The sequence below is a fragment of the Mucilaginibacter sp. P25 genome (assembly GCF_050859465.1).
In the GTDB taxonomy this organism is placed as follows: Bacteria; Bacteroidota; Bacteroidia; order Sphingobacteriales; family Sphingobacteriaceae; genus Mucilaginibacter; species Mucilaginibacter gossypii.
In genome coordinates, this window is sequence record NZ_CP193937.1 from 6,315,538 (window position 1) to 6,342,230 (window position 26,693).

25 protein-coding genes and 1 pseudogene are annotated in these 26,693 nt (G+C 39.7%); 1 reads left to right on the forward strand and 25 read right to left on the reverse strand.

The window, feature by feature from the left end; all coding sequences use genetic code 11:
* Positions 1 to 798: 798 nt before the first annotated feature.
* On the forward strand, positions 799 to 1,086 hold the full coding sequence (locus ACRQ5D_RS31845; RefSeq protein ID WP_432327788.1) for a hypothetical protein: 288 nt from the start codon (positions 799 to 801) through the stop codon (positions 1,084 to 1,086).
* On the opposite strand, the gene ACRQ5D_RS31850 is transcribed toward ACRQ5D_RS31845, so the two are convergent.
* From ACRQ5D_RS31850 to ACRQ5D_RS31970, 25 genes and pseudogenes are all read right to left on the reverse strand, one after another.
* Positions 1,083 to 2,243 (reverse strand): glycosyltransferase family 9 protein, encoded by a 1,161-nt coding sequence (locus tag ACRQ5D_RS31850; RefSeq protein WP_431198751.1) that lies wholly within the window; start codon positions 2,241 to 2,243, stop codon positions 1,083 to 1,085. The genes ACRQ5D_RS31845 and ACRQ5D_RS31850 overlap by 4 nt on opposite strands.
* A 140-nt stretch (positions 2,244 to 2,383) precedes the next feature.
* Positions 2,384 to 2,833 (reverse strand): adenylyltransferase/cytidyltransferase family protein, encoded by a 450-nt coding sequence (locus ACRQ5D_RS31855; protein WP_431198752.1) that lies wholly within the window; start codon positions 2,831 to 2,833, stop codon positions 2,384 to 2,386.
* Positions 2,834 to 2,846: 13 nt separating this feature from the next.
* Positions 2,847 to 3,404, reverse strand: a complete 558-nt coding sequence (locus ACRQ5D_RS31860; RefSeq protein ID WP_091174190.1) for a D-sedoheptulose 7-phosphate isomerase — start codon at positions 3,402 to 3,404, stop codon at positions 2,847 to 2,849.
* Positions 3,405 to 3,497: 93 nt separating this feature from the next.
* Positions 3,498 to 4,445 (reverse strand): D-glycero-beta-D-manno-heptose-7-phosphate kinase, encoded by a 948-nt coding sequence (rfaE1, locus tag ACRQ5D_RS31865; protein ID WP_431198753.1) that lies wholly within the window; start codon positions 4,443 to 4,445, stop codon positions 3,498 to 3,500.
* A 29-nt stretch (positions 4,446 to 4,474) separates the two neighbouring features.
* Positions 4,475 to 5,440 carry an exopolysaccharide biosynthesis polyprenyl glycosylphosphotransferase gene (locus tag ACRQ5D_RS31870; RefSeq protein WP_432329931.1) on the reverse strand — a complete coding sequence of 322 codons (966 nt, stop codon included), beginning with the start codon at positions 5,438 to 5,440 and terminating at the stop codon, positions 4,475 to 4,477.
* Entirely contained in the window at positions 5,347 to 5,850 is a 504-nt protein-coding gene (locus ACRQ5D_RS31875) for a hypothetical protein (protein WP_432327790.1), read from the reverse strand. Before ACRQ5D_RS31875 ends, ACRQ5D_RS31870 begins: the two co-directional genes overlap by 94 nt.
* Before the next feature lie 259 nt (positions 5,851 to 6,109).
* Entirely contained in the window at positions 6,110 to 7,441 is a 1,332-nt protein-coding gene (locus ACRQ5D_RS31880) for a UDP-glucose dehydrogenase family protein (RefSeq protein ID WP_091174199.1), read from the reverse strand.
* 43 nt (positions 7,442 to 7,484) lie between these two features.
* On the reverse strand, positions 7,485 to 8,378 hold the full coding sequence (locus tag ACRQ5D_RS31885) for a glycosyltransferase (protein WP_091174202.1): 894 nt from the start codon (positions 8,376 to 8,378) through the stop codon (positions 7,485 to 7,487).
* A 23-nt stretch (positions 8,379 to 8,401) separates the two neighbouring features.
* Positions 8,402 to 9,319 (reverse strand): glycosyltransferase family 2 protein, encoded by a 918-nt coding sequence (locus ACRQ5D_RS31890; RefSeq protein WP_091174206.1) that lies wholly within the window; start codon positions 9,317 to 9,319, stop codon positions 8,402 to 8,404.
* 7 nt (positions 9,320 to 9,326) lie between these two features.
* Complete coding sequence (locus tag ACRQ5D_RS31895; protein WP_432329933.1) at positions 9,327 to 9,869, reverse strand: polysaccharide biosynthesis C-terminal domain-containing protein; 543 nt, start codon at positions 9,867 to 9,869, stop codon at positions 9,327 to 9,329.
* Positions 9,858 to 10,828 (reverse strand): annotated as a pseudogene (locus ACRQ5D_RS31900) (lipopolysaccharide biosynthesis protein); the annotation flags it as partial. The gene ACRQ5D_RS31895 and the pseudogene ACRQ5D_RS31900, both read right to left, overlap by 12 nt.
* 43 nt (positions 10,829 to 10,871) lie before the next feature.
* Complete coding sequence (locus ACRQ5D_RS31905; RefSeq protein ID WP_431198755.1) at positions 10,872 to 11,528, reverse strand: glycosyltransferase; 657 nt, start codon at positions 11,526 to 11,528, stop codon at positions 10,872 to 10,874.
* 7 nt (positions 11,529 to 11,535) lie between these two features.
* Complete coding sequence (locus ACRQ5D_RS31910; RefSeq protein WP_432327793.1) at positions 11,536 to 12,033, reverse strand: glycosyltransferase; 498 nt, start codon at positions 12,031 to 12,033, stop codon at positions 11,536 to 11,538.
* Complete coding sequence (locus ACRQ5D_RS31915; RefSeq protein ID WP_432327795.1) at positions 12,008 to 12,304, reverse strand: hypothetical protein; 297 nt, start codon at positions 12,302 to 12,304, stop codon at positions 12,008 to 12,010. Before ACRQ5D_RS31915 ends, ACRQ5D_RS31910 begins: the two co-directional genes overlap by 26 nt.
* 20 nt (positions 12,305 to 12,324) lie before the next feature.
* A complete protein-coding gene (locus ACRQ5D_RS31920; protein WP_431198758.1) occupies positions 12,325 to 13,044 on the reverse strand; it encodes a glycosyltransferase in 720 nt (239 codons plus the stop codon).
* Positions 13,041 to 13,238, reverse strand: a complete 198-nt coding sequence (locus ACRQ5D_RS31925; protein ID WP_431198759.1) for a hypothetical protein — start codon at positions 13,236 to 13,238, stop codon at positions 13,041 to 13,043. The genes ACRQ5D_RS31920 and ACRQ5D_RS31925 overlap by 4 nt, the downstream gene beginning before the upstream one ends.
* Positions 13,239 to 13,342: 104 nt before the next feature.
* A complete protein-coding gene (locus ACRQ5D_RS31930; RefSeq protein ID WP_091174216.1) occupies positions 13,343 to 14,329 on the reverse strand; it encodes a glycosyl hydrolase in 987 nt (328 codons plus the stop codon).
* Between the two features lie 59 nt (positions 14,330 to 14,388).
* On the reverse strand, positions 14,389 to 16,683 hold the full coding sequence (locus ACRQ5D_RS31935) for a GumC family protein (RefSeq protein ID WP_176844563.1): 2,295 nt from the start codon (positions 16,681 to 16,683) through the stop codon (positions 14,389 to 14,391).
* A gap of 52 nt (positions 16,684 to 16,735) precedes the next feature.
* Entirely contained in the window at positions 16,736 to 17,530 is a 795-nt protein-coding gene (locus ACRQ5D_RS31940) for a polysaccharide biosynthesis/export family protein (RefSeq protein ID WP_176844564.1), read from the reverse strand.
* Positions 17,531 to 17,925: 395 nt separating this feature from the next.
* On the reverse strand, positions 17,926 to 19,656 hold the full coding sequence (locus ACRQ5D_RS31945) for a malectin domain-containing carbohydrate-binding protein (protein ID WP_431198760.1): 1,731 nt from the start codon (positions 19,654 to 19,656) through the stop codon (positions 17,926 to 17,928).
* A gap of 14 nt (positions 19,657 to 19,670) precedes the next feature.
* The gene (locus ACRQ5D_RS31950) at positions 19,671 to 21,659 is read right to left on the reverse strand and encodes an OmpL47-type beta-barrel domain-containing protein (RefSeq protein WP_431198761.1); all 1,989 of its coding nucleotides are present in this window, start codon (positions 21,657 to 21,659) and stop codon (positions 19,671 to 19,673) included.
* Between the two features lie 208 nt (positions 21,660 to 21,867).
* Positions 21,868 to 24,120: an Ig-like domain-containing protein gene (locus tag ACRQ5D_RS31955; RefSeq protein WP_431198762.1), complete on the reverse strand. Its 2,253-nt coding sequence runs from the start codon at positions 24,118 to 24,120 to the stop codon at positions 21,868 to 21,870.
* 137 nt (positions 24,121 to 24,257) lie between these two features.
* Positions 24,258 to 24,707 (reverse strand): hypothetical protein, encoded by a 450-nt coding sequence (locus tag ACRQ5D_RS31960; protein ID WP_431198763.1) that lies wholly within the window; start codon positions 24,705 to 24,707, stop codon positions 24,258 to 24,260.
* Between the two features lie 65 nt (positions 24,708 to 24,772).
* Entirely contained in the window at positions 24,773 to 25,060 is a 288-nt protein-coding gene (locus ACRQ5D_RS31965) for a T9SS type A sorting domain-containing protein (protein WP_432329935.1), read from the reverse strand.
* Positions 25,002 to 26,657 (reverse strand): PQQ-dependent sugar dehydrogenase, encoded by a 1,656-nt coding sequence (locus ACRQ5D_RS31970; protein ID WP_432327799.1) that lies wholly within the window; start codon positions 26,655 to 26,657, stop codon positions 25,002 to 25,004. Before ACRQ5D_RS31970 ends, ACRQ5D_RS31965 begins: the two co-directional genes overlap by 59 nt.
* Between the last annotated feature and the right edge of the window lie 36 nt (positions 26,658 to 26,693).

Below are 26,693 nucleotides of genomic sequence, written 5' to 3' on the forward strand. Positions count from 1 at the left end.
ACCGTATACCGAATTTGGACAGTCTTTATTAAAGCAATAACAAATTGTAAATGTCGAATTTTTCATCACAACAAATCATCTGAGTAAAAGCTGAAACCAGGGTTTTTCCTATTTACTATCTCTTTACTTAAAAAATAGAATGAGCCCTTTTCAGACCTTATTCTATATCATATAAACCACAATTGAAAAATCCACTTTCAAAAGTAATAAACGGGAACGGCAATAACCTTCTCACTGCTACCCAATATATTACACACATATGCCCATTTCTTTATATTAATTTATTGAGTTATTGGATTACTGATTGTTTTCTTTATTAGCCTGAGGCGATATATGTTTTTTTACATTTATCCAGCTTAAAAAGGCAACAAATTTAACATAGCCCTATACAAGCCCGATCGAAGGACTAATTTATTTAGGAATTCCGGTAAAACCGCCGCGATGACAGAAAAAATCGGGCCGAATTTAAATTAGAAATTGTTCAGGGGACTGCCAGCAACTAGCCAATGCATTCATTCATTCTTCATGATTATAAATAATCTTTGTAAGAGAGTGTTGCGACGATCATTTGCTGGCAGTTTGTCCATTTTTTTCATTGAAAATTAGTGCTTTTTTTAGTTATTATTACTGATTATTTTCAAATAAACACAACAAACACCAATTGATTGCGTATGAATACATACAGCAAGAAACTCACGATGTTTATCAAAAAATGCACCTCCTTTTAGATATTATAAAATGAGCAACCAACGAAAACGCGCTTTGAACATTATCCGAACCAAAAAAAACTTAGCGGTTTTGAACTTGGTTAAGCTCGAAAAAGTAAAAATTGAATACCTTAAAAAAGAACTTAATTTTTTCCAGGAACCTGAATTCATTTCTTACTCCATGGGTACGCTTAAAGTAATTGACGGCCTCAATAAAAATGAGCTACTAAAAATTGAGTTGGAATCGTTGTTTGATAAGATGAGCAAGGCAAAAATGAGCCTCGATAATTACCATCAAGAGTTAGACCTTCTTATTAAAAAAGTAGACAGTAGCGATGTAGATACCGGTTCCTTCAATAAGGATCAGCGGACTAGTTAATTTATTTCACTTTTATTTATAGCAAGTGCTTCGTGTACATTACGTAGTACTGCTTCACTAACCCTGTGTGGCGATATACGAGTCATACATATATTATGGCTGCATTTTAATTTCCCGCAGCCAGTAGTAAAATCACAATCAACAGTCTCTTTTATAATAATTACCTGATCTTTGTATAAAGATATTGGTTTCCATTCATCGACATTAACCGTCCCGCTAAATATTAAAACTATTTTTCGATAAAGCAACGCTGCTATATGTGAAAAGCCTGAATCTAAACCTAAAAACAATGTGCATTTTTTAACGATGGAAATTGACTGTAACATTGAAAATTTGCCAACACCGTTGGTGACATTATTAAGCAGGGAAATCTCCGTCATTTCATCTGGCGATAAATCAGCCTCTACTCCCATCACATATACCGGAAAGTATAACGCTATCCCTTTAATTACCTGAATAAAATTTTGGACCGGCCATTTCCGCGCCTGTGCTCCAGTGCCTAAATGTACCAACACAAATTTTTCGGGTAATGTTACGCCCTCAATGGGATCACAGGGTAAATCGTTTGGCTCCCAGTATTCTGAAAACACTGGATCTGGCAAATTCAGATAGTTAAAAAGCGGATTAATCCTTTTTGATACATGCCCGCGGTGCACGTAAGGTAATTCTGCATCCAGTAAAGCACCGCCACCCCCTACGTTATAACCGGCAAATATTTTTTTTGCAAAAAGCTTTAAAAATAAATTATTTCTTAGATCCCCTCTAACGTCAAACAGTATCCCTGTCTTTATTCTGCGTAGCTGATCCAAAAATTTCAGATAGGATATTTTTTTGTCTCTTGAAAAATAAGGGGCGTCGGCAACATACACAGCATCTATAAAAGGCACTTTAGTAGCTATTTTAAAGTTTCCGCTGCTAACTGCCAAGCTTATTTTGGCCCCCGTCATAATTTTTAAAGCCTTTATGGCGGGTAGCATTAATATCATATCACCAATATGAGCTAACTGTACAAGTGTTATCTCTTCTTTTTCATCACACTTAAATCTATGATCGTTTTGGCTTTTAAAAAAGTATGTTATCCGATCTATCAACTTAATGAACTTGATAGATCTTTCTGACGAATCAGGATAGAATCGATAATTAACCGGCGTTTTCATTGTTGTGTTTTCGCTTTTAAAATATTTAACAAGGAAACGGCATTGTCACATTGCCAGGTAAGCAGGAAATTGTGTGGCCTGATTGTCATTCAGACGCCTGGGCCTGAAGTCTTTCAATAATTTTTGTTGATGAAACACCGTCAACAAAAATTATTGTTTCTACCCGCCCCCCTGGCCTGCACTTCCTGGCTTCCAACTATGTTTTTCACAGTGTAATCCCCTCCTTTTACAAGTATATCAGGATTGATATTGGTGATCACGTTAAGTGGGGTATCATCTTCAAATACAACTATGGCATCAACAAAATATAATGCGGATAACAGAGCCGCCCTGTCGTGCTGGTTGTTTATAGGGCGATTAAGCCCTTTCAGGCGGCTAACGGAGGTATCAGAATTAAGGCCGATAATAAGTTTATCACCTAATTCTTTAGCCTTTAGCAAGTAACTAACATGCCCAATATGTAGAACATCAAAAACTCCGTTTGTAAAAACAATTCGTTGACCTTCATCTTTCCAGTTTGTTACCTGCTGCAGTAATGCCGGTAAATTATATACTTTTTCGCTTAATAATGCAGAAAGGCTGTTTTCCATTGTTTATAGGATATTATTCAAATAAATTATCAACTGCTTTACATAAGATATGCCCAATTAGAATGTGCATTTCCTGTATTCGGGCAGTAAAGATTGAAGGGACAATGATATTCAGATCACAACAATCATTCATTTTTCCTCCATCACGGCCAGATAAGCCTAATGTTTTACAATTTAAAGCCCTGGCTACGTCAAAAGCCTTAATAATACCAGCACTGTTACCACTCGTTGAAATGCCTATAAATAAATCACCTGCAGACGCCAAGCCTTCTAATTGTCTGGAAAAAACCTGATCATAACCGTAATCATTGGCTATAGCTGTGAGTGCAGATGTATCGGTAGTAAGTGCTATACCAGGTAATGGTTTTCGCTCTTTAACAAACCGGCCTGTAAGTTCGGCGGCAATGTGCTGCGCATCGGCAGCACTTCCGCCATTTCCGGCAAGTAAAACTTTATTACCGGCCTTAATGACTTCACAAATTATGGCACAGGCGGCTTCAATATCAGGAACAAGATTGTCAATCACCTTCGTGATAACGTCACGGTGATCTTTTAATTCATCAGAAATCATGATAATTTAAGTTGTAGATGTTATAATGTAAAGATTTATGGCACCAGCTGAATGCCTTGTACTCCTCTTTGGGTAAGATCTGCCAGGATTTCCTCAACCGTAGTAGTAACCGCGCCTAAACGACGAGATTACAATAGCAGCCGCATGATTGGCAAGTTCGCAGGCATCCGCCAAATCCATGCCTAATGAAATGAAGTAAGCAATACAGGCAATTACGGTATCTCCGGCACCCGTAACATCAAAAACTTCTGTAGCTTTTACCGGCAGCTCAACATGGGAGTCGGGCGAAAGGAGGACCATCCCTTGTTCTGATAGTGTAACTACCAGGTAAGGCACTTCGGTTTGATCGAATATAACGTTAGCCGCATTCTTCAGTTTTTCAATTGAATTAATATTTTCAGATTTTGAAGCTTCAGCAAGTTCTTTTCTATTTGGTTTTATAAGGAAGGCCCCTTTGTACTTTTTGTAATCAAGGCCTTTGGGGTCAACAATAACTCGTTTGCCATGTTGTGTGGCCAATGCAACAACGCGGTTTGTGAAAGATTCTGTAAACAACCCCTTATTATAATCGGATAGCACTACCAAATCGGTTTCCTGAACTGCATCATTGATTTTGTCTATCAATTCATTCTCAAGCGCTGTGGAAATCGGATGTACAACCTCGTTATCAAGCCTGAGCAACTGATGGTTCCCAACCAAAACCCTCGTTTTTAACGTGGTAACCCTGGTGCTATCTTTTACTATCAGGTCTGTTTCTAAAAAATCGATCTTTAAACGGTCAATTAACTGAACTCCGGCATTATCATTCCCAATCATTCCGGCTACGCTAACATTTGCGCCTAAACTAACCAGGTTTTGGATCACATTAGCAGCACCGCCCAATGTAATCGATTCATTTTGAATATTAACAATTGGAACGGGTGCCTCGGGCGATAACCGGCTAGAACTACCATATATGTAACGGTCAATCATCAAATCGCCAACTACCAATATTTTAGGTTTTTGTTTGAATTGTATCTCTGATACTTTTTGTGTTAACATACAACTTGGCTCTTAAGTTAAAAATTTTGTTAGTAGGCGTTTTCCTCGCCTTTTATAATGTTGTAAACGGTTTTATAAACTATTTTCAACTCGAGCCACATCGACCAATTTTCCAGGTACCAGATATCGTGTTTAACTCGCTGTTCCATAAGGGCAGGATCGTGGGTTTCACCTCTGAAACCGTTTACCTGGGCCCAGCCAGTTATACCAGCTTTTAGAAAATGCCTTACCATGTATTTATCAATGATCTGGCTATATTGCTTTGTCATGTTAAGCGGATGCGGACGCGGGCCAACAACGCTCATATCGCCAAGCAATACGTTAAAAAACTGTGGTAACTCATCGAGGCTGGTACGCCGCAGGAAAGTTCCGATTTTTGTAACCCGGCTATCATTTTTAGTGGCTTGTAAATCTGCCTGGTTATTCACCTTCATGCTCCTGAACTTATAACACAAAAATGACTTGTTGTCCCTACCGCTTCTTAACTGTTTAAACATCACCGGACCACGGCTTTCAAGCTTGATCAGCAGCCCGATAAGTGGGTATAACCAACTTAACAAAAAGACAATGACCAACAAACTGAACAAAATATCAAAAACCCTCTTTTTAAAGCGATTTTCAATCTCTTCCAATGGTTCGTTACGATTACTTAATACTGCAAAATTTCCCATGTAACTTAGTTTCAAGCTATTCACAGTTGAGTTTGATATATCCGGTACAAGTTTTAACCTCAGGCAGGATTTATCCGCCTCCTCTTGTAGTTTATTATATTCAGTGATACGCTCTGGGGATAGAGACACGTAAACATCTCTTATGCCAGAATTTGCTGCACTAACAATCTGCTCTTTAACAGATTCCAACAACTCACCGCCATTATCAAGTATCGAGTTATCCTCCTGATTTAAAAAACCCTGAAAGGAAAAGTGATTATCAGTATCTTGAAAAAGCCGGCCAACCGAAGCCCCATCGAATTCAAACCTATTACAGCGACAGATCGCGTGATGTTGAAATTCTTTTTAAGTGTCCGTTCAAAAGCGGCTCCTAAAACCCGGCTCAACGCCAGGCCTACCAGAACCAGTAAATAAAACAGAAAAATTAAAGTGAAGGAGAATTGATGAGCTTTTGCCAATACGACGAATGACAAAAACAGCACAGAAAATACAATAAAGCTCTTTACTGTTAACCGGTAGATATTGTCAAGACGATGAATTGATTTGCTTGTATAAAGGCCGGATAACAATGCTGCAAGCAACCACAGATAGTTTGCACTCATCACCGATCCCATATCAACACCTGTCTTATCATAACCCAGCAAATCAACGACCAGCAAAAATGACAGGTTAATTACAGCAAGATCGGTGACGGCCATCACAAAATAAATTAAAAAAAGGTAGCGTGTCTTCATAGGAGTGTTTTTTAAAATACCATGTTTAGAATGCTTTCAAATTAACTTCGCCTAAATATTTAAAATAAAAAAATAATAAGCTTAACAACTCAAATAGAAAAAGTTAACAAACTAATGGCGAATTCTTTAACAATAATACAATATACACGCTACTCTTTCAGGCAAATTATGATTCTGGCACTAATATGTATAAAACTGTGCAATCTCAAATTGTTACGGTAAATCGTGGTTGAATGAAGGTATAATCACCACTCTGCCATTACGCAACAGAAGGCACAGAATCGTTAATAGTTTTCCGCCCAATACTGTTATAGTAGAATCCTAATTCGGTCATTTTATCAAGGTCGTAGAGATTCCGGCCATCGAAAATCACTTTCGCTTTCAAGCTTTTTTGGATTAGCGCAAAGTCTGGGTTCCTGAAAATACTCCACTCAGTTAATATTAACAAGGCGTCTGCACCTGCCAGTGCATCATAATGGTCATCAACATATTCGATCTTATCACCAAGCAGGTATTTTACGTTATTGGCGGCTTCCGGGTCGAACGCTACAATTTGAGCGCCTTCATTAAGCAATTCGCCAATAATTTCCAGCGCTGGAGCTTCTCTGATATCGTCAGTCTCGGGTTTAAAAGCAAGCCCCCAAATAGCAAACTTTCTCCCTTTCAAATCGTCGTTATAGTACTTTTTCAACTTCTCAACCATAATTTTTTTCTGTATGGCATTCGTTTCCATAACGGCATTCAATATCCGGAAATGATAATCATTATCTTCTGCCGATTTTGCAAGCGCCTGAACATCTTTTGGAAAGCAGCTACCGCCGTAGCCTATACCTGGAAATAAAAAGCGCTTGCCAATACGATCATCCGAACCAACCCCCAATCGTACCATATCCACGTTGGCACCAACAAGCTCGCACAAATTGGCTATTTCATTCATGAAAGTGATTTTTGCGGCTAAAAATGAATTAGCTGCATATTTTGTTAATTCAGATGATCTCTCATCCATGAAAATTATGGGGTTACCTTGCCTTACATATGGCGCGTATAATTCCGCCATCAATTTCCTGGCCCTTTCATCCGTTGTGCCAACGACAACGCGGTCAGGCTTCATAAAGTCTTCAACTGCAACGCCCTCCCTTAAAAATTCCGGATTAGATACCACAGCGATTTCAATATCAGTATGCTGTTTGAAAACGGCCCTTACTTTATCGGCTGTTCCAACCGGCACCGTTGATTTTGTGACTATTACTTTGTAATCGGTTATCAAATTAGCAATATCTTTAGCTGCGCCCAGCACATAGCTTAAATCTGCTGATCCGTCTCCGCCCGGAGGGGTTGGCAACGCGAGGAATATTACCTCGGCGTGTTCTATCGCTTCAGCCAGGTTGTCTGTAAAACGTAATCTTTCATGAATGATGTTTCTTTGGAACAATGCCTCTAATCCGGGCTCATAAATTGGCAGCTGACCTTGCTGCATCATCATAACCTTTTGTTTGTTTATATCAACGCAGGTTACATCATTTCCAGTTTCTGACAAACATGTTCCGGTTACTAATCCAACATAGCCGGTTCCGACAATAGCAATTTTCATAATGATGTTTTTTTAAGGTTATTATTTAAATGAGTTATAATATTTATTGGCGTTGGGCACTTTTGCCGAGGCTTACCATAAATTTTTCGCGCGCAGTGATAATTGAAAGGTAATAACGGATATAAAACACGGTAAGCTTTTGTGTTAAATGAAGATCTTTGCCTTTCTTTACTATCAGTTTTATGCTTTTAATTGGAGGCCTCAGATCATAAAGGAAGTCAACAATGGTTTTGAACTTATTTTTGCCAGACGTCGAATTAAACCCGGATTGTCCTCCACCAACTCGCTTGGCCTTATTTATCAATTCAGATATATTTTTCCTTGCCGGATGATTTACTATAACATCCTCGGCGTATTTGATTTTATACCCGGCATCCCTTGCCCTTACCGACCACTCATAATCGCCACCCGACATTAAATCATCCTTAAAAATGCCAACAGCATCAAATACATGGCGATAGCTATACATGTTTCCTGTAACACCGGTTCCATCCTTATGGACGTAGATGTCCTGGTTAAAGGCATAAATTTTCTCGTACAATTCGGCTTCGGTAAGTTTATTTGAATGATAGTATAGCTTTATACTGCCGGCTATTCTATCGCAATCGGGATTTGCCTCCATAAAACTAACCGCATTTTTTACCCAGTTTATATCGGGGATACAGTCAGAGTCTGTAAAACCGATGATATTGCCGGTAGACATTGCGATTCCAGCATTCCGGGCAGCGTATGAGCCGGGCTTGCCTTCAACAATGATCTTGCAATTCTGAGGTATAAAATAATTAGCAGGTATTTTGTCGTTTGGGTAATTATTAACAACAATGATTTCAAATAAATCGTGATCATAGGTTTGTGCCTCAAGGGCGTTTAAGCACAACGACAATCTACTCCAGTCTTTATAAGTTGGAATTATTATCGTAACTTTTTTATTGTTCATACAGGCAAAATGTGATTGAAGTATTAGCGGATGATGTAATTTCTAATTCGTGTTCGCAGCCGCTTAACCTGCATTTTTGATTTAAGTAAAGCGGCACGGTGAAAAGGTATTCTATAAGGAAATTTTTTAAGCAAAACTTTAGCGTAAGCTGGCACATCAAAGTAATTGCGCATAATTTCCATGTAGATGTAGTTGTCAATGCATTCCTCTAATTCGGCAGTTAACATACCAATCAACTTAAGTTCTGTTCGGATCCGGACCCGGAAGTTGATACGGTTATCTAAAATTCTTTTGATTTTTTCTTTGTCTTTGCTTTTAGAGATGGAATTATCGGAAAAATGTATTATCGTATTAACATCAGGATCTGTAATTATTACAACTCCATTTTTTAGCAATCTAAACAGTAAATCATATTCTTGCGATGATGTAATATTCTCATCCCAGCCGCCTGCGCCATTTAAAGCTGCCCTGTTCCAAAGGTTGGAACTGGTGATACCCAGTTTAGAGTTGATCAGCCCCCGCCAAATGTGATGATCAACAGTCCTCCTGATTTCCTCCGGATTACCGGTATTATAATAGTTCAGTATGCACCCACCTGCAATAACACCCGTCTCCGGGTGTAGTGCGGTAATATTGAACTGATGGCTGAGTTTATTGGGCATCAGTTCATCATCCGCATCTAAGTATTGAATCCATTCACCACGAGCTTTTTTAAGGCCGGTATTGCGCGCTGCCGGTGCACCTGGTTTCTTCTCGTCTAAAACCCACACTTTACCGGGATAAGAAGAAGCATAACGCTCTAATATCTCCAAAGTATTATCCGTCGAATTATTATTTACCAGGATAATTTCGATGTGTTTATAACTTTGAACCAATACACTCCTAATGGCCCGTTCAACAAACCTTGCAGCATTATGACATGGTATTATAACAGATATCATTATAAATTTAAGATTGCGTCCTCTTCGTTTTAAATCCTTGATAAAGTATCTTTAACTCATCGCCCATCAGTAAATAAACCAGGCCGAAGTACACTATGCAAAGGCAAATACCATTTATAATAAAGTTTATCCCAACCATTTTTAACAAATAAATGGTGATGAATGAAACCGCCGCCGCGATGAACGGTACCTTTAATTCGGTAAAAAAGTCTTTTACAGAAATTTTAACCGTCAATAAAAAGCTAAACCCATATTGTGCTATAAGCACCACAAAAAGTTTATTGATTAAAATTGCCCAGGCTGCTCCAACAAGTCCATCGTAGTATATCCCAAATGCCAGAGAAGGGAGAAATATAGCGGCTTTTAGAAGTTGCTGCTTCATCTCCATACCTGGCCGTCCTAAACCTCTCAACAAAGAGGTGTTCCCGCTAACCAGAATATGCAGCATGACAGAACCCGATAAAATCTGTAAAGGAGTTACGGTGTCGTGCCATTTGGCACCAAAAACATGGATAATAAAGGGCTCGCCATTTACGATAAAAAAGATCATTACCGGAAAAACCAGTAAACAATTGAATAAAACTACTTTTAGATAATACTTTTTAATTGCCACCAGATCGTTTTGCTTTTTTCCATAAATAGGATACATCACGTTATTGATAACAGCCATCAACCTTCCGCGAAAAGTATCTGTAAGCACAAAAGCCAACGTATACAAACCCAGGGCAGATGCGCCTAAAAGCTTGCCGATTAACAAATAATCAATGTTATTGTATAAATAGTTTAAGATATTAGAGCCGGTTGTGTAAACACCAAATCCAAATATTTCCTTAAATGCTTTTTTTCACAAATGAAGGCCGGTTTCCACCTGGTTGCCCTGAAAAACAAAGGCATGGCAAAAAAAACATTACCAACTGAGTTAAAAACCAAAGCCCAAACCCCGGCCCCTTTAAACGCCATTACAAGGGCTATCAAACCAACTACAATATTTGATACATTATCAATATAAGCCAGCTTTTTAAAAGCCATTTGCTTTGTAAGCTGGGCCTTATGAACTAAATTAACCGGGCTTATTAAAATACCTATACTAAGTACCGGTATTACTGATTCAAGAATAGGTTTGTTATAAAATATTGCAGCCAGGGGCGCTACCGCAAAACTCATAACCAGAAACAACAACAGCGACCAGCCAACCCCGGTCCAAAAGGCGGTATGATAATGCTCCGAGCGTAAAGTTTCTTCTTTTTTCTGTACCAACGCTGCACCAACGCCCAAATCATTCAATACCTGTACAAAGCCCGTAAACACGGTTGCCATGCCTACTATTCCAAACTCGCCGGGAAAAAGCAATTTTGCTAATACCAGTTTTAGCAGAAAATTGAAGGATTGATTAACAACTAACTGAACAAAATTCCAAAAGATACCGGACACTACAACTTTTTTGTCGGACCCTGCTTTTTTGATATTTAGTTCTTGTGTGTTTTCGTTTGATAGAATTGCATTATCCATATAAGTTAAAAAAGTATAACAGTGTTTTATCGCCGGCTGTAAATCAATTTGCAGATTGAAGTAAGGCCGAGGGGACAAGTATTTTATGATATAATTCCAGGTAATTTTTGATATAGTTATCTGCCGAAAAATCACGTGACCGACGGATGCAATTTTGTTTTTTCCTCTCTACTTCATCACGGTTATCTAAAACATGCTGAAGTAAGTCTAAAAGGTTACCCTCGTCCGGTGAAAACAGCCAGGAACAATCAGCACTAAAAATCTCCTCCAGTCCTCCCCTGTCGCTTTGGCATACTGGTACGCCAAAAGATAGGGACTCAACTACAGTACGGCCGAAAGGCTCGTTCCAAAGCGCCGGGACAATCAGGGTATCAATACACCCATAAAAATCAGCTGGACTTATAACACCCAGAAACGCATGTTCAATCCCTGTAAGTTCAGTTTGTAATTGTGCTACAAATTCGGGGTCGCCTTTTCCGGCGAAAATAATTTTTAGCATATCTTTTTTATCGTCAGGAAGCTTTAACAACTCATCAACCAGGTATCTCACCCCTTTATCAGCTGCCACCCTTCCTATATAGCCTAACCTGAACTTTCCGGTTTCGGTGTTGTGCTTATGGTTTCCAGCCTTTAATACCGCATTGTAAATTGTAGTAGCGCGGCCATCTGCTATAGTGAAAAACTGACGGTGCTTTTTCAAAATGAAATCACTGATAGCAATGTAATGGTCTGGGTATGATAAAAAGTTTTTTTACCTGATGGGTAACCTTGCATGGTGCACATAAAGTGGCACAATTACCGTTATTAAACATGCTGCATTTGTGACACAATAAGTAATAATCGCGCATGGTGTGTACCAGGGGAATTCTGAGCTTTTTGATTGTAAGCCACAAAGCCGGTGAAAACCCCTGTATGGTATTTGTATTTACTATATCGGGCGAGATCCTTTTTAATATAGAGGTGATCCGGGTGTGATAAAACAGGTTACAAGAATCAATTAAATGCCAAATACTTTTCTTCAGATTAGAGACGCCATCAGTACCGCCATATATTGAGAAAATATTTTGTTGTTTCAGGCTGATTACGATTACTCCATTTACCCGGTAAACCTGATCATACAATCCGGTTGTTAATACATATACCTGGTGACCGGCATTTACAAGGCCTTCTGCCAAAATTTTAACAGAAACTTCGGCACCGCCCACAAAAGCAGGATAATAAAAACTGTTTGTTAGCAAAACTCTCATACACCAACTTTCTCCACTTTTTAGCTTCTTTGAGGCTTGGTTCACCAGTGCTGCCGGTGTATTTTTCTGAAACAAAGGCTCTTATTTTTTCAATAAAATGATTTTCATCAAAACCGTGCGCGTGCGCGCTTATAAAGGTGGGATCAAACTCCAATTGCTCAAATAATAAAATTGCTTCTTTTAACGATTCGACAGTCTGGTGTTCAAAGAAAATCGCTGTTGATTTCATCGAATTATCGGTATAGGGGATCATTGTATCCAATACTCCCCCTTATTATAAGCAATAACGGGTCTGCCCGATGCATTTGCTTCTAAGGGGGTTATACCGTAATCTTCCAATTGTGGAAAAATGAACGCTTTACAATTAGCGTAAAGTTTGGCAAGGTTGCGGGCATCAAGCCCGCTCAAAAATGTTATATTACTATTGGCTATTTCCTTTAGTTCCTTTTCTCTTGAGCCTTTGCCTACAATCAAAAGTTTTTTGTTTGGCATCTGGTTGAATGTCTCAATTACCAAGTCTACTTTTTTATAGGACTCGAAACGGGAAACCACCAAAAAATAATCGCTAACGGAATTTGAAACATAAAAATTCTCAATCCGCACGGGAGGGTTGATAACCACTATTGGATTATTTGGGTGGTAAGCTTTCTCAATTCTTGATACAACCTCCCTTGCATTTGTGATAAACCAGTCTGTACGATCGGCCGCCTCAATATCGATGCTTTTCAAAGTGGCCAGCACCTTGTTTAATATGCTCCTTTTTAGCTTGCCCGATTCTCTAACTTTTTCGTAAGAGTCTGGGCTCCAAACCAATCTAAAGGGATTGTGGCAATAGGTAATTACCAGTGCGTTAGCACCCGCTTTGATATATTTAGCGCAATGTGTTGTTGATTGAAGTATAACGTCATAGTCAGTTAAATCCAATCTTTGCATGGCCATCACCCCAAGAGGATAGAAAAAACGCTTCATGTTTTTTCCTTTTTTATGAACTTACCAAACCAGCTTGTCCTGATATCACACGATTTGAACTCCGGATAAGTATTGGCGGCATCATAAGAAAGCGTATAAATTGGTGCCGATGGGTATGCATGGTGAAAACTTAAAGCCACCTGTTCTGCGCCACCTTTACGCACCAAGTCATCATGTACAATTGCGATTTTCATAGCTGTGAGATTTGTAATTTTAACGCAATACTTAAATTATTAGGGTCGGTTAGCAACCGGCTGATATCAGAGCCGTAGTCAACCACTTTCAACACTTTATTTATTTACTTATATATCAATCTTTTATAGCCATAGAAGGAATCCTTTTTAACATAATTACCCGAAGCATCCTTATACATGATACCATAGTTTGCTTCTAATGGGAATTTTGCTGACAAAGACTGTTCATCAAAAAGCTCGTAAACAAAAAATGCACCTATATTCTTCTGCGATATCAGCTTAGGGATATTATCGGTTATATATTGGCTTTGCAGAGCAAAACTCACAGCACCCGTGCCTTTGAACCTATTAAACTCCGTAATCCAGATGGGTTTATTGAAATGACCTTGTATATAGGAAAGCACATTTGCTATTGGTAGTTTTTGAGCAAGCATGTCTCCCATGTTGGAATACCAATGGCAGCCAATTATATCATAGTTCACTTTGTTTTCTTTCAATAACTCCAGATAGTAAAAATGGGTAAAGCTAACTGACAGCGAGATCATTATAGAGGGCTTAACCGTTTTGACACCATCTATAAAGCCTGATATCTGCGCCATAAAACGCTTACTTTTTTCGATATCATACTCGGCATCAGGTCTAACTCCGGCTGGTACATTTCTTACCCTGATCTTGTTATCAACTTCATTGTTTACTTCAAGCACGGTAAAATAATCACCGTAGGCTACACCAAAATTCTTCCCCTGTGAAAACGCGATTTGATAGACAGAATCTGGTGGCATCCCGCCAATACCTGTTTGCATCACGGCGGCAAAAGGCAAAATATTATTTTGCCTAAGCGCTTGAAGCAATTTTATGAACGCCGGCTGATTTTTTGCATAACCATCCTTTGTGAGTATTACGTCAAAACGATAGCTGGAAACATTCAAATCTTTTAAAGCTGCTATTTGGTCATCTAAATTATTACTGTAGTCCTTTTGTGTTAAGGGATGCCCATTTATACCCCATACAAACTGAGATTTAGGGTTTTGCGCACGGCATGTGTAAAACAGCAACACGCAAGTGGTAACCATAAATGATACTTTCATCATAAAATCGAGCTTTTAAAAGATGTTTGAAGCTTTTATATTAATGAGACTATATCAGTAGGTCAATCCCCGTAGCCAATGCCATATCCATACCCGAAATAACCTGCTTTCGAAAAATTAACGTCGTTAATAACCAGGTACAGGTTATCCACGTTATCCTTCTCCTTTATTTCATTTATGATTTCAATCTGGGATTTATTTGTGTAGTTATGACGGCAAACATAAATGGTCATATCAACATGCTTTTGGATCACAAGTGCATCAGATACAAGCCCTACGGGCGAACTATCGATAATTACGTAATCAAACTTATTTCTCATTTCGGTTATAAGTTCACCCAATTTATCTGTCAACAAAAGTTCACTGGCATTCGAAACAACCGGTCCCGATGTTATTACAAAGCAGTTATCGTCAAATCCGCTGGGCTTGATAAGATCATCGGCATTGATGTTTTCTAAAACGTAGTTGGAAAAACCGAGGTCTGCGTTATCAACATTCAATACGGATGAGAGCTTCGGTTTCCGGAGGTCTAATTCTATCAGTAATACTTTCTTCCCCGCCATCGCAAAAGTGCCACCCAGGTTCTTGGTCAGAAAAGTTTTCCCTTCTCCATTTACACTCGAGGTAACCATTATCACACTGGATTGGCCGCTATCCAATATATTCCTAAGCTTAGTTCGCAATGTGCGCATGCTTTCTGTAACCTGTGTCCGGGCCAATTGATCTGATTTTGAATTGAGTTTTAGCGATTGATGCCCAATTTTACCTATAATCGCAACATCGGTTTGTTGCTCTATATCTCCCTCAGAAACAATTTTTGACTGTATCAGCTTTTTAGAATTAACTATACCGAAAGGCACTATCAGCCCCATAAAAAAGCCCATGGCGTAAATAAGCGGTTTGATAGGTTTAGCAGGATCTTTTGAACTTTTCGCGTCATCAATTATCCTTGAATAAGATATATTGGCCGCCTTGGCCATCGAAGTTTCTTCTCTTTTTTGTAACAGGTATACATATAGTTGCTGTTTAAGCTCCTGCTGCCTGTTAAAATCCATAATAGTACGTTGCTTGCCCGGAACCTGTTTGATGGAGTTACTCAGTATATTAGTTTGAGCGTTAATTCCCGAGCTGTTCAAAACCATCTCATTTTTGTAACTATCAATGCTTTGCAACAAATTATGCCTTACTGTTTGTATCTGTTGATCTATGTTAACTATAACCGGATTGGTTTCTGTGAAGGATAAACGCTGTTTTATCCTTTCATTCAGCAAATTGTTGTACTGGGATAAGCTTGCTGCAAACGAAGCGTTTTGGATATTCAACGAGCTTGGAATAACCTGCTTATTGTTAGGATCGTCAAGCCTACTTTTTATATCCTTAATTATAGATAATTGAATTTGCTGTTGCTGATATTTATTGGTGTTTTCGCTTGCTGAGCCAACCAAAACTTTCGACTGTTCATCAAGATCCGCGATATTATTACTGCTACGGTAGTTTTGATAGTTTTTCTCAACGTTAGTTAACTCATCTTCTACAACCCCCAGTCGAGAATTAATAAAGTTAATAGTACTATCAATAGATGCTTTTTTCTGTGTAAGATTATCCTCAAGATATTGATTCATTAAGGATTGCAATATCACTTCACCTTTCTTTGAATTTGGATAATATAATGTTAGCGCAACGGTGGTAGTACCTTTATCTATAAACTCCGCGTCGTAGTTGCGGGTAATATCCGCTATAGCGTCATCATCAGATACAATTTGTGTAGAATATTCGCTTAACAAAACTGGCACGTTCGGTTTTTTTGTAACTATCAGGTCATACTGAGGCAATTTGATAGCAGCTCCATAGCTTACATTTAAGTTTACGTTCTCTTTTGAGTTGGCAATGTTTAAATGGGTACCATCCACCGGAGTAATTACGTACTCCCGCCTTTTCAAAGAGTCGACTTTAGTTTTGGCTATTTTTACGTCAAAAGGCGATTCTTCATAGATCTCTGTCGCGAACAATCCACTATTAGCGAACAATTTAATGTTGAGTTGCAGCTTTTGCTCCACTTCCTGAATCAGGTTGCGCGACCGGAGCACATCGCCTTCATTTTTTATAATCTCATTCAGGTTTAATGCAGATGTTGCGCCGCCATTTGCATATGCGGAGCTGGCATCTGGATTATTAGGTTGCTGCTGCAGCAGCATTGAGCTGCTTACAAGGTACTGTTGAGTGGCGTAAATGGTAAAAAAATACGCCAATGCCACAAATAGTATCGGACATAATAAGAATAAGTACCAATAGGACTTTAGTTGCGACAGCAACTTATTGTCATTTTTATCGTTCCCGTTTAAATATCTTGTTTTCATTTGTTTCTTGGGGTGAATTATAGATAGAGAATTAACTTGCGTTAAACGGTTACTACAAATAGCGTTTTGCAAATATTGCAGCAGTGAGTAAGGTAGCTGCCAACGACAAGTACTTAACCAGATTATTGTCATTGTTAAGAACCTTTGTTTTAAGCGGTTCCACGTATAATACATCGTTTTGCTTCAGATAGTAATATGGCGAATTCAAAAACTCCTTTCTCGTCATATCCAGCCTCACAGAAAAGTCATTGCCATTGGCGTTTTTGCGTATAAGCAATACGTTTGTGCGGCGTCCGTAAATTGTCAAGTCGCCGGCATATCCTAAGGCATCTAAAATTGTCACTTGCTCGTTAGGCACTATATAAGCCGCAGGATGATTCACTTCGCCTAAAACAGTGATCTTAAAATTCGAAAACCTAACATCAACGGTTGGGTTCTCAAAGGATTTTTTAGCAATAGCCTTTAGCGTCTTACGAGCTTCAAACGTTGTTAAACCGGCAAGTTTCACTGTTCCCAGAACCGGGATATCAACATTGCCGTCCTTCGCTACCAAATAACCCGCAAGCGGATTTGAAGAGCCATTGGTTGAGGTGCCGCCGTTTGCATAAACACCATTTTTATTATTTATGCTCAAGGTTGCATTTGGGTCGGTTGTATTTATATTTATCGCCAGGATATCATCCGGCTGAATTACAGGCTCTGTGTAATTACCAAGTGCCAGGGAAGTTGGCGTAGACGCCTGTGAAACGTCTTGCGCGTAAATTAGCTTTTTTGTGCTTCCGCATGAACATAACATGAAGCCAAAAAGTGCAACTATTAAAGCAATGAAGTAACGGTTATTTTCCATGTATAGGTGTTTTATAATCATTTCTCGTTTTACTTATTAATCTGTATAATTTTGTAATACATATATATTGTTATTGATTCGATACAGCGTCGCCATCTCGCTTACAGCGTGTAAGATTTTGGCTATCAGTTGCGATCAATTTAATATTTCATGATTTATTAAAGCATTTCCTCATTGATCTCCAACAAATATTATCAAAATATCAATTATTAAGGCCTGATTTTGAGCATTGATACTTTAATGTAGAATTGTGAGAATAGGTGTGAAAACCAGCGATAATTCACATGTAGCACAGCGGTTTTATTGGCTCTTTTTAATTGAAAATTCTCAAAAAAAGTTGAATTTGACAGGTTTCCCTACCAAATTCAACTCAATGATTATTAAAAATCACCTGGCTATTGAACTAGCAATTTCGAATAAAGATTTCCGGAAGAAGAATGTGTATTAATTATATATACGCCTCGTTCCAACTTGTTTTTAAAAGTAACTTGTATCCCAGCAGCGCCAAACTCATCGGTCGTAAACGTTTGTGTTTGGATCAATTTACCGCTTATATTACTTATTGATAATTGAACTGGTTCATTCACGGGGAAATTTGCAGCGTTAAGACTAAATGATGCTCCGAAATTTGGATTAGGGAACACAACAATTTTTTTGGTGGTGATAGACGGTCCCGCAGGCGCAATAAATGTAGATGCCAATGAGGTAGCCTGTGTGCTCACCTTAAACAGCTCAAGACCGGCCAATGCAACCCTATTTGCGGTCGGGTCAAATTTTATACTTAATGAACCGTCGGTTACGGTGGTAGTAAAATCTTTAACCAGGGCCGTACGATATCCAACCTCACTAAAAATATCAAAATTTTGCAATCCTACTTTATTTTCTATTGTAGTATTAAAGATCCGTGAGCCTGGTGCCGTCCAAAAGTTCTCTACAAAATGTAACCTTAGCAAGTAATCACCATTTATTACCGGGATCTCATACCTCGTTTGTGCTTGGTCTGCCGCTGCCGACAAATAACTTATATACAATGAATCGATATCAGTTCCGGCAACCCCGGTAAGTACCTGCTGGGAATCAAATTTGATCGACCCGGAACGATAATTTTTGTCTGCTTCATAAACCTGATTGCCGATAGTCAAGTTTACGTCAGAGCCCCCTTTAATGCGTTTTACAATACTAACCGTGCTATTTGCATTATTGGCTATAGCATATAATGGCACCCTCAATGGCGAAGCATCGCTGTTATAATTTACAAGCAAGGCAGCATTTTTAATACCAACAGAAGCAGGTGTGTATTTAACGGTAAGCGTGGTAGTCGCCTGCTCGGCCAAAGTAGCAGTTTTTAATGCACTTACAGTAAACTCCGAAGCATTCGGCCCTGATATAACCGCGCTTTTCAATGTAATTGGCGAATCGCCGGTTCCGTCCGGATAGGTAATACCCTGATTTTTTATCGTTACCACAAATGATGAAGATGTACCGGTTTTAATGGGGTCGAAATTAATAGCCGTGTTGGGTAAGGCCGCCAATTCAGAATGATGTAGCGAACCAGAATCCGGTTTAATATTATCAATGTAGTAAACATTGTCCTGGTAATCATAATTGGTGGCAGATGTACCTAAATAATCGCAATCTAAAATATAGGCATCCGGAACAATGTTACCATCAGGCCCATATACCTTTAAAAATCTTATGCCTATAAGGCCGTTGAAATTTTTGGTACGATCAGAATATGATGTACCAACTTTAATTCCAAAAGATCCCGATATCGTGAACGAACCCTGTGCAGACCCTTTTGTTGTATTTGTTAATCGCGGCAAAACAGATTGCCCATCTAAATTACTATGCGTAAACAACGTGGTAAGCGTGTTCGATCCTTTTTTGTAATAGGCAAAAGTTTCTACCGCCGAGCAGCAACCGTGGTAAGCAGCAAGTTGATGAACCGTTATCGGCTTACTTGGATCGGCAATTACAAAATATCCCGCGTTTACTTCGCTCGAATTAGGAACCCTTGTTGTGCCGTCTATATCGCCGTCATCATGCCCATAGCCTGTACTGGTATTAAAACCAAACGCGGTTATTATTTGCTGCGCATAGGGCTCGTTAGTACTCTCCCCTGCCACTTGCCATATCCCACTTAAGACAACCTTTTTTGCGGGCTGATACTATCATTACTCGCTATAGTTAAAGTATCATTAAATACTTTAAGCCTTGTGGCCGCATTTTGGGCTATGAATTGCACAGTAACATCCGCATACGATAAAGGCGCTATACTTATAGGGACAACACTGTTTGTATCTGTATTAACAGATGCTATTTTCCAGGCTGTACTATTTGACAAAGTAAGGTTACTTAACACCAGGTTGCCTGTACCTTTATTGTTTATCCGTAACTTCACTTTATCGTGATTGGCATTATAAGCAGTGGTATCCGGGCTGGTTCTTCTCCATGGCGTTTGAATAAGTGAAAACACCAAACGATCATTGCTTGGAAAAGCATCCGGATTGTTCAATACCATAAATGCACCCGAAGAAGGGACGATACTAAAGTTGTAGGCGTTTGTAATTACCTGGTTATTGTTACCATCCGTAGCTTTTACCTGTATTTTGTAGGCACCGGTAGCTGTTAAGAAAAATGGAACCGTATAATTAACATAGGCACCATTATTTATTGAATATTGCAATGAACTTAAGCCCGACCCACCAGCATCACCCGCTGTGATGTAAACCCTCACCAGGTCATAGTAAACGCCGGTTAACTTTAGCGAACCAACCGTTCTAACACTGGCTGTAGGAGCCGTGTTATCCGTTACGGCACTAAATGGAGCAAACGTCAGATAGTTCATTTTGGTATTGGTACCGCCATTAGCATCGATAGTCAATTTCCCATCGCTTACCTGCACAGTTGCATTTCCTGATTTGTACTTATTTGAAGCAGAAGGCGTGAAGTCGCTTATTGTAGGTAAACCTTCCACATTAATTTGATGGTTGCTGTCGTAATAGCCATCATCGCCCGCGCTTACTGTTACATTATACTTTCCGTTTGGAACAACATATTCCCAGGTACCCGGATTTTGCCCGTTAGTGCTGGCTTGCATCTGAACTACTGAACGCAGTTTTGCATCACTTGTGCCTGTACGCAAGCGCATATTGGCACTTAGATCTATAGGAACCTTTGTTACCGGGTTAACCCACCCGTATTTTCTAGTCGCATCATAAGGCAAGCCATTATCTGCAATGAAACCTGCCGGAGCAGTTGAACCGGCAGGTAAAAAGTCAATATTAGTGGTGGTTGGAACCGCAATGCTACTCACTGCAAAATCGTCAAAAGTATATGTAAGTGCCGTTGATGAATTACGATGGGTTGCAAAAACGCCTGCAAATAGCTCCCCTGTTGTTAAGCCTGTTCCGGCAATATTTAACCCTACAATTGAATAAGCAGCGCCCGTGCTTAAATAATTTACGCCGTCTACAGAGTAAAAACCCTCCGCCGTATTGGTTGTTGAATCTATTATTAGCCTTAAGCTAACAGTTTGAGTGTTTAATCCGCTAATTACTGACGTAATCCGTTGGTCTGGATTAGTGGTACCGGATACTGAACTGGAAACATCGTTAAATTCTTTTCTCAACTCTATTTTATTGCCGCTAATATCCAGTTTGAGATAGGTTTTATCATTTAACCCATACCACAATCCCGCCTGTTGTGATTGGGTACCATTTGCGGGATTTATTATTTTTACGTCTAATTGCAATTTTGATACTGCAACAATTTTAACCCCAAGTACATTCAACTGGTTATTGTTAGTAAGCATATCTATGCCTTTATTGGTAACCAATTGAAGCCTGCCTCCTGTTACCGTTATCTTTGAAGGTACATAGCCCGGAACCGACGGATCAGTAGGTGTACCATCTTCAGATAATCGTGTACCTGAATAACTATTAACCGTAGTAAAGCCTGTTCCTAAACCATTTTTATCAACAATGGAGGAGGCTACGCCGCCGGTGAATGACAAACTATATGGCAAACTCACTGTAATTGCCGAACATGGCAGCGTACTAATAGGTGTGCACCCATCAGCTGGCTGACTCAAAACGCGATCGGTAATACCTTTGACAGAGTCTTTCACCGCTGTTCTATCTGCTCCATAAGCAGAGCCTATCCCGAGGCATAATAAAATTAAAACACTGTAACACCGCTTAAATATTGAGCTGTCAATTAAAATGTACCTGTGTTTTTTCATGAAAAAGGGGATTTAAATTTATTACCGTATCTTATGATAATCATTGACTAAAAAACATTACAAATTGCTTTAATACCATCCACACGCGACAAGATCAACGCTTACCCGACGCATACACAGTGGGTTTAGATTGTTCTATATCTTTTTTATTAGCCTTTAACAGAGTTATTTGTGAAATAGAGTTTGGGTTCTCATTCCAGTTGAACTCGCTGATATATAAATTGCCGGTTATGGTATCTTCTACTAAATCCAACGGATTGGCAAATCCGTTCATCCCTTCAAGGCCATAGTTACTTGCCCCGGTTGCAGTATGAGTTATGTCATAAATGCGATCATCGGTAGATGTCCCTTTGTTATTTTGCTTTAGCATCGATCCCGGCTCTAAAACCATTATATCGCCACCACCGCTAAACCGGCAAACCAATAATTTACCTTTAAGGGCCCCGTTAAAATTGTTGCTCCGGTATTCGATCACGCCATTTGGCGATTTATTAAAACCAAAATCGTATGCAGCACCCCTGTAATTAATATCAGGCTTTGTGTTTGACTGGTAATTAGGATTATCCACCGAACCACGGTTAATTACATATTCGCCTCTTAAAGGATTTGGATGCCCGAAAAAACCAACCGGTTTGTTAGGATTTACCCTGAATAACCAATCATGCTGAACCGGTACACTCCTGGTAGAAGGTATTTCGGCACCGGTGTAATATGTACCATCCGGTCTCCTGGTTCCTTTTACAGATGCTGGTGAATTACCGCCACCACCAGACCCATTTGCCGGGACATATAACTGGCCGTTGGTATGCCAAACCATATCATACGCATTACGTATGCCTGAAGCAAATATTGTAAGCGGTGCGGTTAAGCAATAAGGATTATAAGTACCGTCTGGTAACTTCAAGGCCAGATCAGATGCCTGGTTTATCAGACCCTGATTAGCAGTTGTTTGTACATTAAGCGGCAACTTCACATCTCTTAATTTTTTTAAATCAAGCCTTAAAATTGCGCCGGCCAGCAACGTTTCATCCCTTTGCCATCCCTTGTCATATTCGCCGGCCGAACTATTGCTGCCTACTGATATATACAAAGCGCCATCCGGGCCAAAAGCCATACTATTTACCATATGATCACGCGTTGAGCGTGGCAACCTGGTAACCATAAGCTGTTCATCTTTCAGAGCATTACCACTTAGCCTGGTTATGTTACCATCAAAAACCGGGGCTGCAGTAAGACCCGATGATGAAAAAGAAACCCAAGCTACAAGGTTTGATGACGTTGAACTCGGATCGAATGTTAATCCGATGGCGGTTATTTCACCATATTTTGCGATAAGCGTATTGATGAGTGTCATGTTGGTTAACATTCCGCTTGTATGGTCTACGTCAAATCGCTCTATGCTTCCGTCCATTTTCAAGGCGTAAAACTTCCCGTCGGGGCCAAAAGTTAGCGAGGTGTATTTTTTATTCTGTGTGCCGGGGATAGAAATTTTGGTAAAAGAAGCATTGAGAAGATTGGCAGAATCAACGGGCGCTGAAGCAGTTGAAAAAGCAGTTTCAAAAGGCATAAAAGATGTTCCCGCGTATGACTTTACGCCGCTTGTGATAACAAACTTATAAATGGTGTTGGGTTCAAGCGACTTTGCAGGCGCAAAACTGATAGCATCGCCACCACCCGTACCTTGCACATTTCCAGCCACTTCTATACTTTCACCGTTGCTTATTTTCAGAAGTTTTACGGTTTCGTTGGTTATTGTTGAATTATTAACCCCTCCTTTTACTCCTTTGGCAACAGGTATAAACAGGTTGTTGGCCGCTATAGTGATATTATTATAGGTTGCGCTTGAGCCATTTATTGGTGTAGAGGATATAACATAAGGCCGTTTATGATCCACAACCCGCAAGGCTAAATTTATAACGGCATTACTGTATCCATTGGCCGAAACGTGTACAGAGGCTGTATAAGTGCCTGTAGGCATTGCTCTTGCTGCCGAATAATCAAAAGTTATAACTGAATCTCCCTCTTTAACATTTTTTAATTTGTTTAACCAGCCTACCCCATTGCTTTCCTTGTCATAGCTTGCTGATACTTTGTACTTTATGTTAGTGTTTAATGAATTATGGATATTGACGTTTATCGTATTACTGTCTTTATTATTTTTATCAACCAAAAGGTTTTGGGAACCTGCTGATAAATAAACATATGGTGATATGCTAACGGGATCAACTTCTACATAACAGATCTTGGTATTGGTACCTCCTATCGCATCTATCGTTAACGCGCCGTCACTTACGGTAACAGTTACGGTAGAGGTTTTAAATCTTCCGGGGCTTCGAACGCGTCCCATCGGCGTGAAATTATAAATGGTTTTTACTCCTTCAACATTTATACAATCCTTTTCGGTAGCCCTGCCAACTTCTCCATCTCCAACCGCGACGGTAACTTTGTAAACCCCATTTAGCAGTTTAAGCTCCCAGTAGCTATCTATTTTTTTCCCTTAAAAATTCCATAAAACAGGGTATTAATATCATTAGCCTGCATATGTACAAAGGTTGACAGCAGAACATCTTCTGGTTCATTTCTCGCACGTCCGTTACCGGTTATGTCTACCGGTCGCCCGTTATCAACACGTTTCCAGCCATACATTAACTGCGATCCCTCATACACACCCGGCCTGTTTTCAAACTGGCCGCCAAAATCTTTAAGCCACCCCGGAGGCGGTACGGTTTTTTCATCCTGAAAATTTATCTTAACGGGCTCTATAACGGGGTTCTCGGCTATGCAAAGCAGTGATGAAACAAGTTTTTCATCATGTTTATAAATTGAAGGCTTAATTACTGTTTCATAATTACTGCAAAACAGGAATACGATACAGCCAAACGCTGTTAAATAAATTAAATAAACTCTTAAACTTTTTTCTAAAAACCGCCTCATCTAAAACAATCTTTATAGTTATATAGCTGCCATTTGGCAGCTGTTTTATTAATTGCCACCATCAACTATAATTTTGGCATACTTGTAACCGGATTTGTATACGGCCCTAATGATGTAGAATTTATTACCCCCCGCTGTTCTAACTCGAATTTTGTACTTAAAGACCCTTTTTCATCTACCTGGGCTTTGTTTGTTTTGAGTTTCTTGCCCGTCATATCAAAAACATAAATCGATACAGGCTCATTCGGCTTGAAATGAGATAGCTTAACGTTCGCTATTCCGTTTGTTATGGGGTTAGGATAAGCCTGCAACACACGTTCTGTCGCCACTTGCAGCCACCGATTTAAATTCATCAATACTTTTTTTGATGATAACCGAATCTACATGCGCAGAATTATCTATTTGAACTATTTTAGTGGTATCGTCAATGCTCGTTACTTTTAATAAGGCATTTAAGTTGCCATCGACCTTAGTTTTTGAGTTAACCTTGAAACTTAAAGATCTGTTTTTACTAAGCACAAGTAGTGACCGTTCAGATGGCAGTTGAATATTGCTGATAGCAAAACGCCCGGCATCGCGCCCAGATAGCCGTATATCCTTGATCTTTAATACCCCGTCTCCTTTATTAATCAGTGTTATCTGGTACTCTTTATCATCGTTATCATTAACCGATGAGCGGGACACGGCACTAACCGCCAAAACCGGCATTGGCGGGGCAGGGCTTGAAACCTTTAATAAGGTTATCTGCGAAATAAGATTTGTATTGTTATTCCAGTTAAATTCGTTTACATACAAATTCCCATTTACTGCATCTTCCACTATATCAAGAGGATTTGCAAAGCCCGACATACCTATTAAGCCACTGTTACTTGATCCGGTGGTAACTTTTACTATATCATAGATATGATCATTAGTTCCGGAGTAAGCAGTTTTAGTCATCGCGCCGGGCTCCATCACAATAATATCGCCGCCGCCGCTAAACCTGCATACTAATAATTTCCCTTTTAAAGCGCCGTTAAAAGTGTTGCTTTTATATTCCAAAGCCCCATCCGGCGAGTTGTTTAAACCAAAGCTATATGCGGCCCTGTAATTGGAATCGGGATTAACTGTAGGTGAATAAAGCGGGTTATCGGGATATCCCCTATTGATAACATATTCGCCGCGCAACGGATTGGGATGACCAAAAAAGCCAACAGGCAAATCGGGATTTACCCTGAACAGCCAGTCGTTTTGTACTTTTACACCAACGGTAGCGGCAACTGCCGGCCCGTGATAAAAACTGCCGTCAGGTCTGCGGGTACCTGCAACGGATGCCGGCGAATTACCTCCACCGCCCGAGCCGTTGGTTGGCAAATACAACTGCCCGTTGCTATGCCAAATCATATCAAAAGCGTTGCGCACCCCTGAAGCATAAATAGTTAGCGGCGAAACCGTGCTATAAGGATTATACGTTCCGTCAGACATGGCAGCAGTGTTGCCGGGAGCGGCGTTTATCACCATTTGGTTAGAGGTAGTTTGCACGTTTAGTGGTAAAACAAAACTATTAAGCTTGGTTAAATCCAATCGTAATATAGCCCCTGATAATAATGTTTCATTACGCTGCCAGTCATTATCGTAAGATCCGGCCGAACTGTTACTGCCCTGGCATATATAAAGTGCGTTATCAGGCCCGAATGCTAAGCTGTTTACCATGTGGTCGCGAGTTGACCGAGGTAACTTAGTTATTACCAACTGTTCAAATTGTAAACTATCTCCCCATAATTTAGATATGTTTCCATCATATGATGGGGCCGCAGTCAATCCGCCTGAAGAATGAGAAACCCATACAATTACATTGCTTGAGGTAGACGTAGGAGCAAAGGTTAAGCCAATAGCTGTCCGCTCGCCATATTTGGCAACCAAGGTGCCCATTGTTTTATCCAGCGTAAGGGACCCGTCGGTATGGTTCATTAAATAACGCTCGATCGTACCATCCAGGCGCAGAGC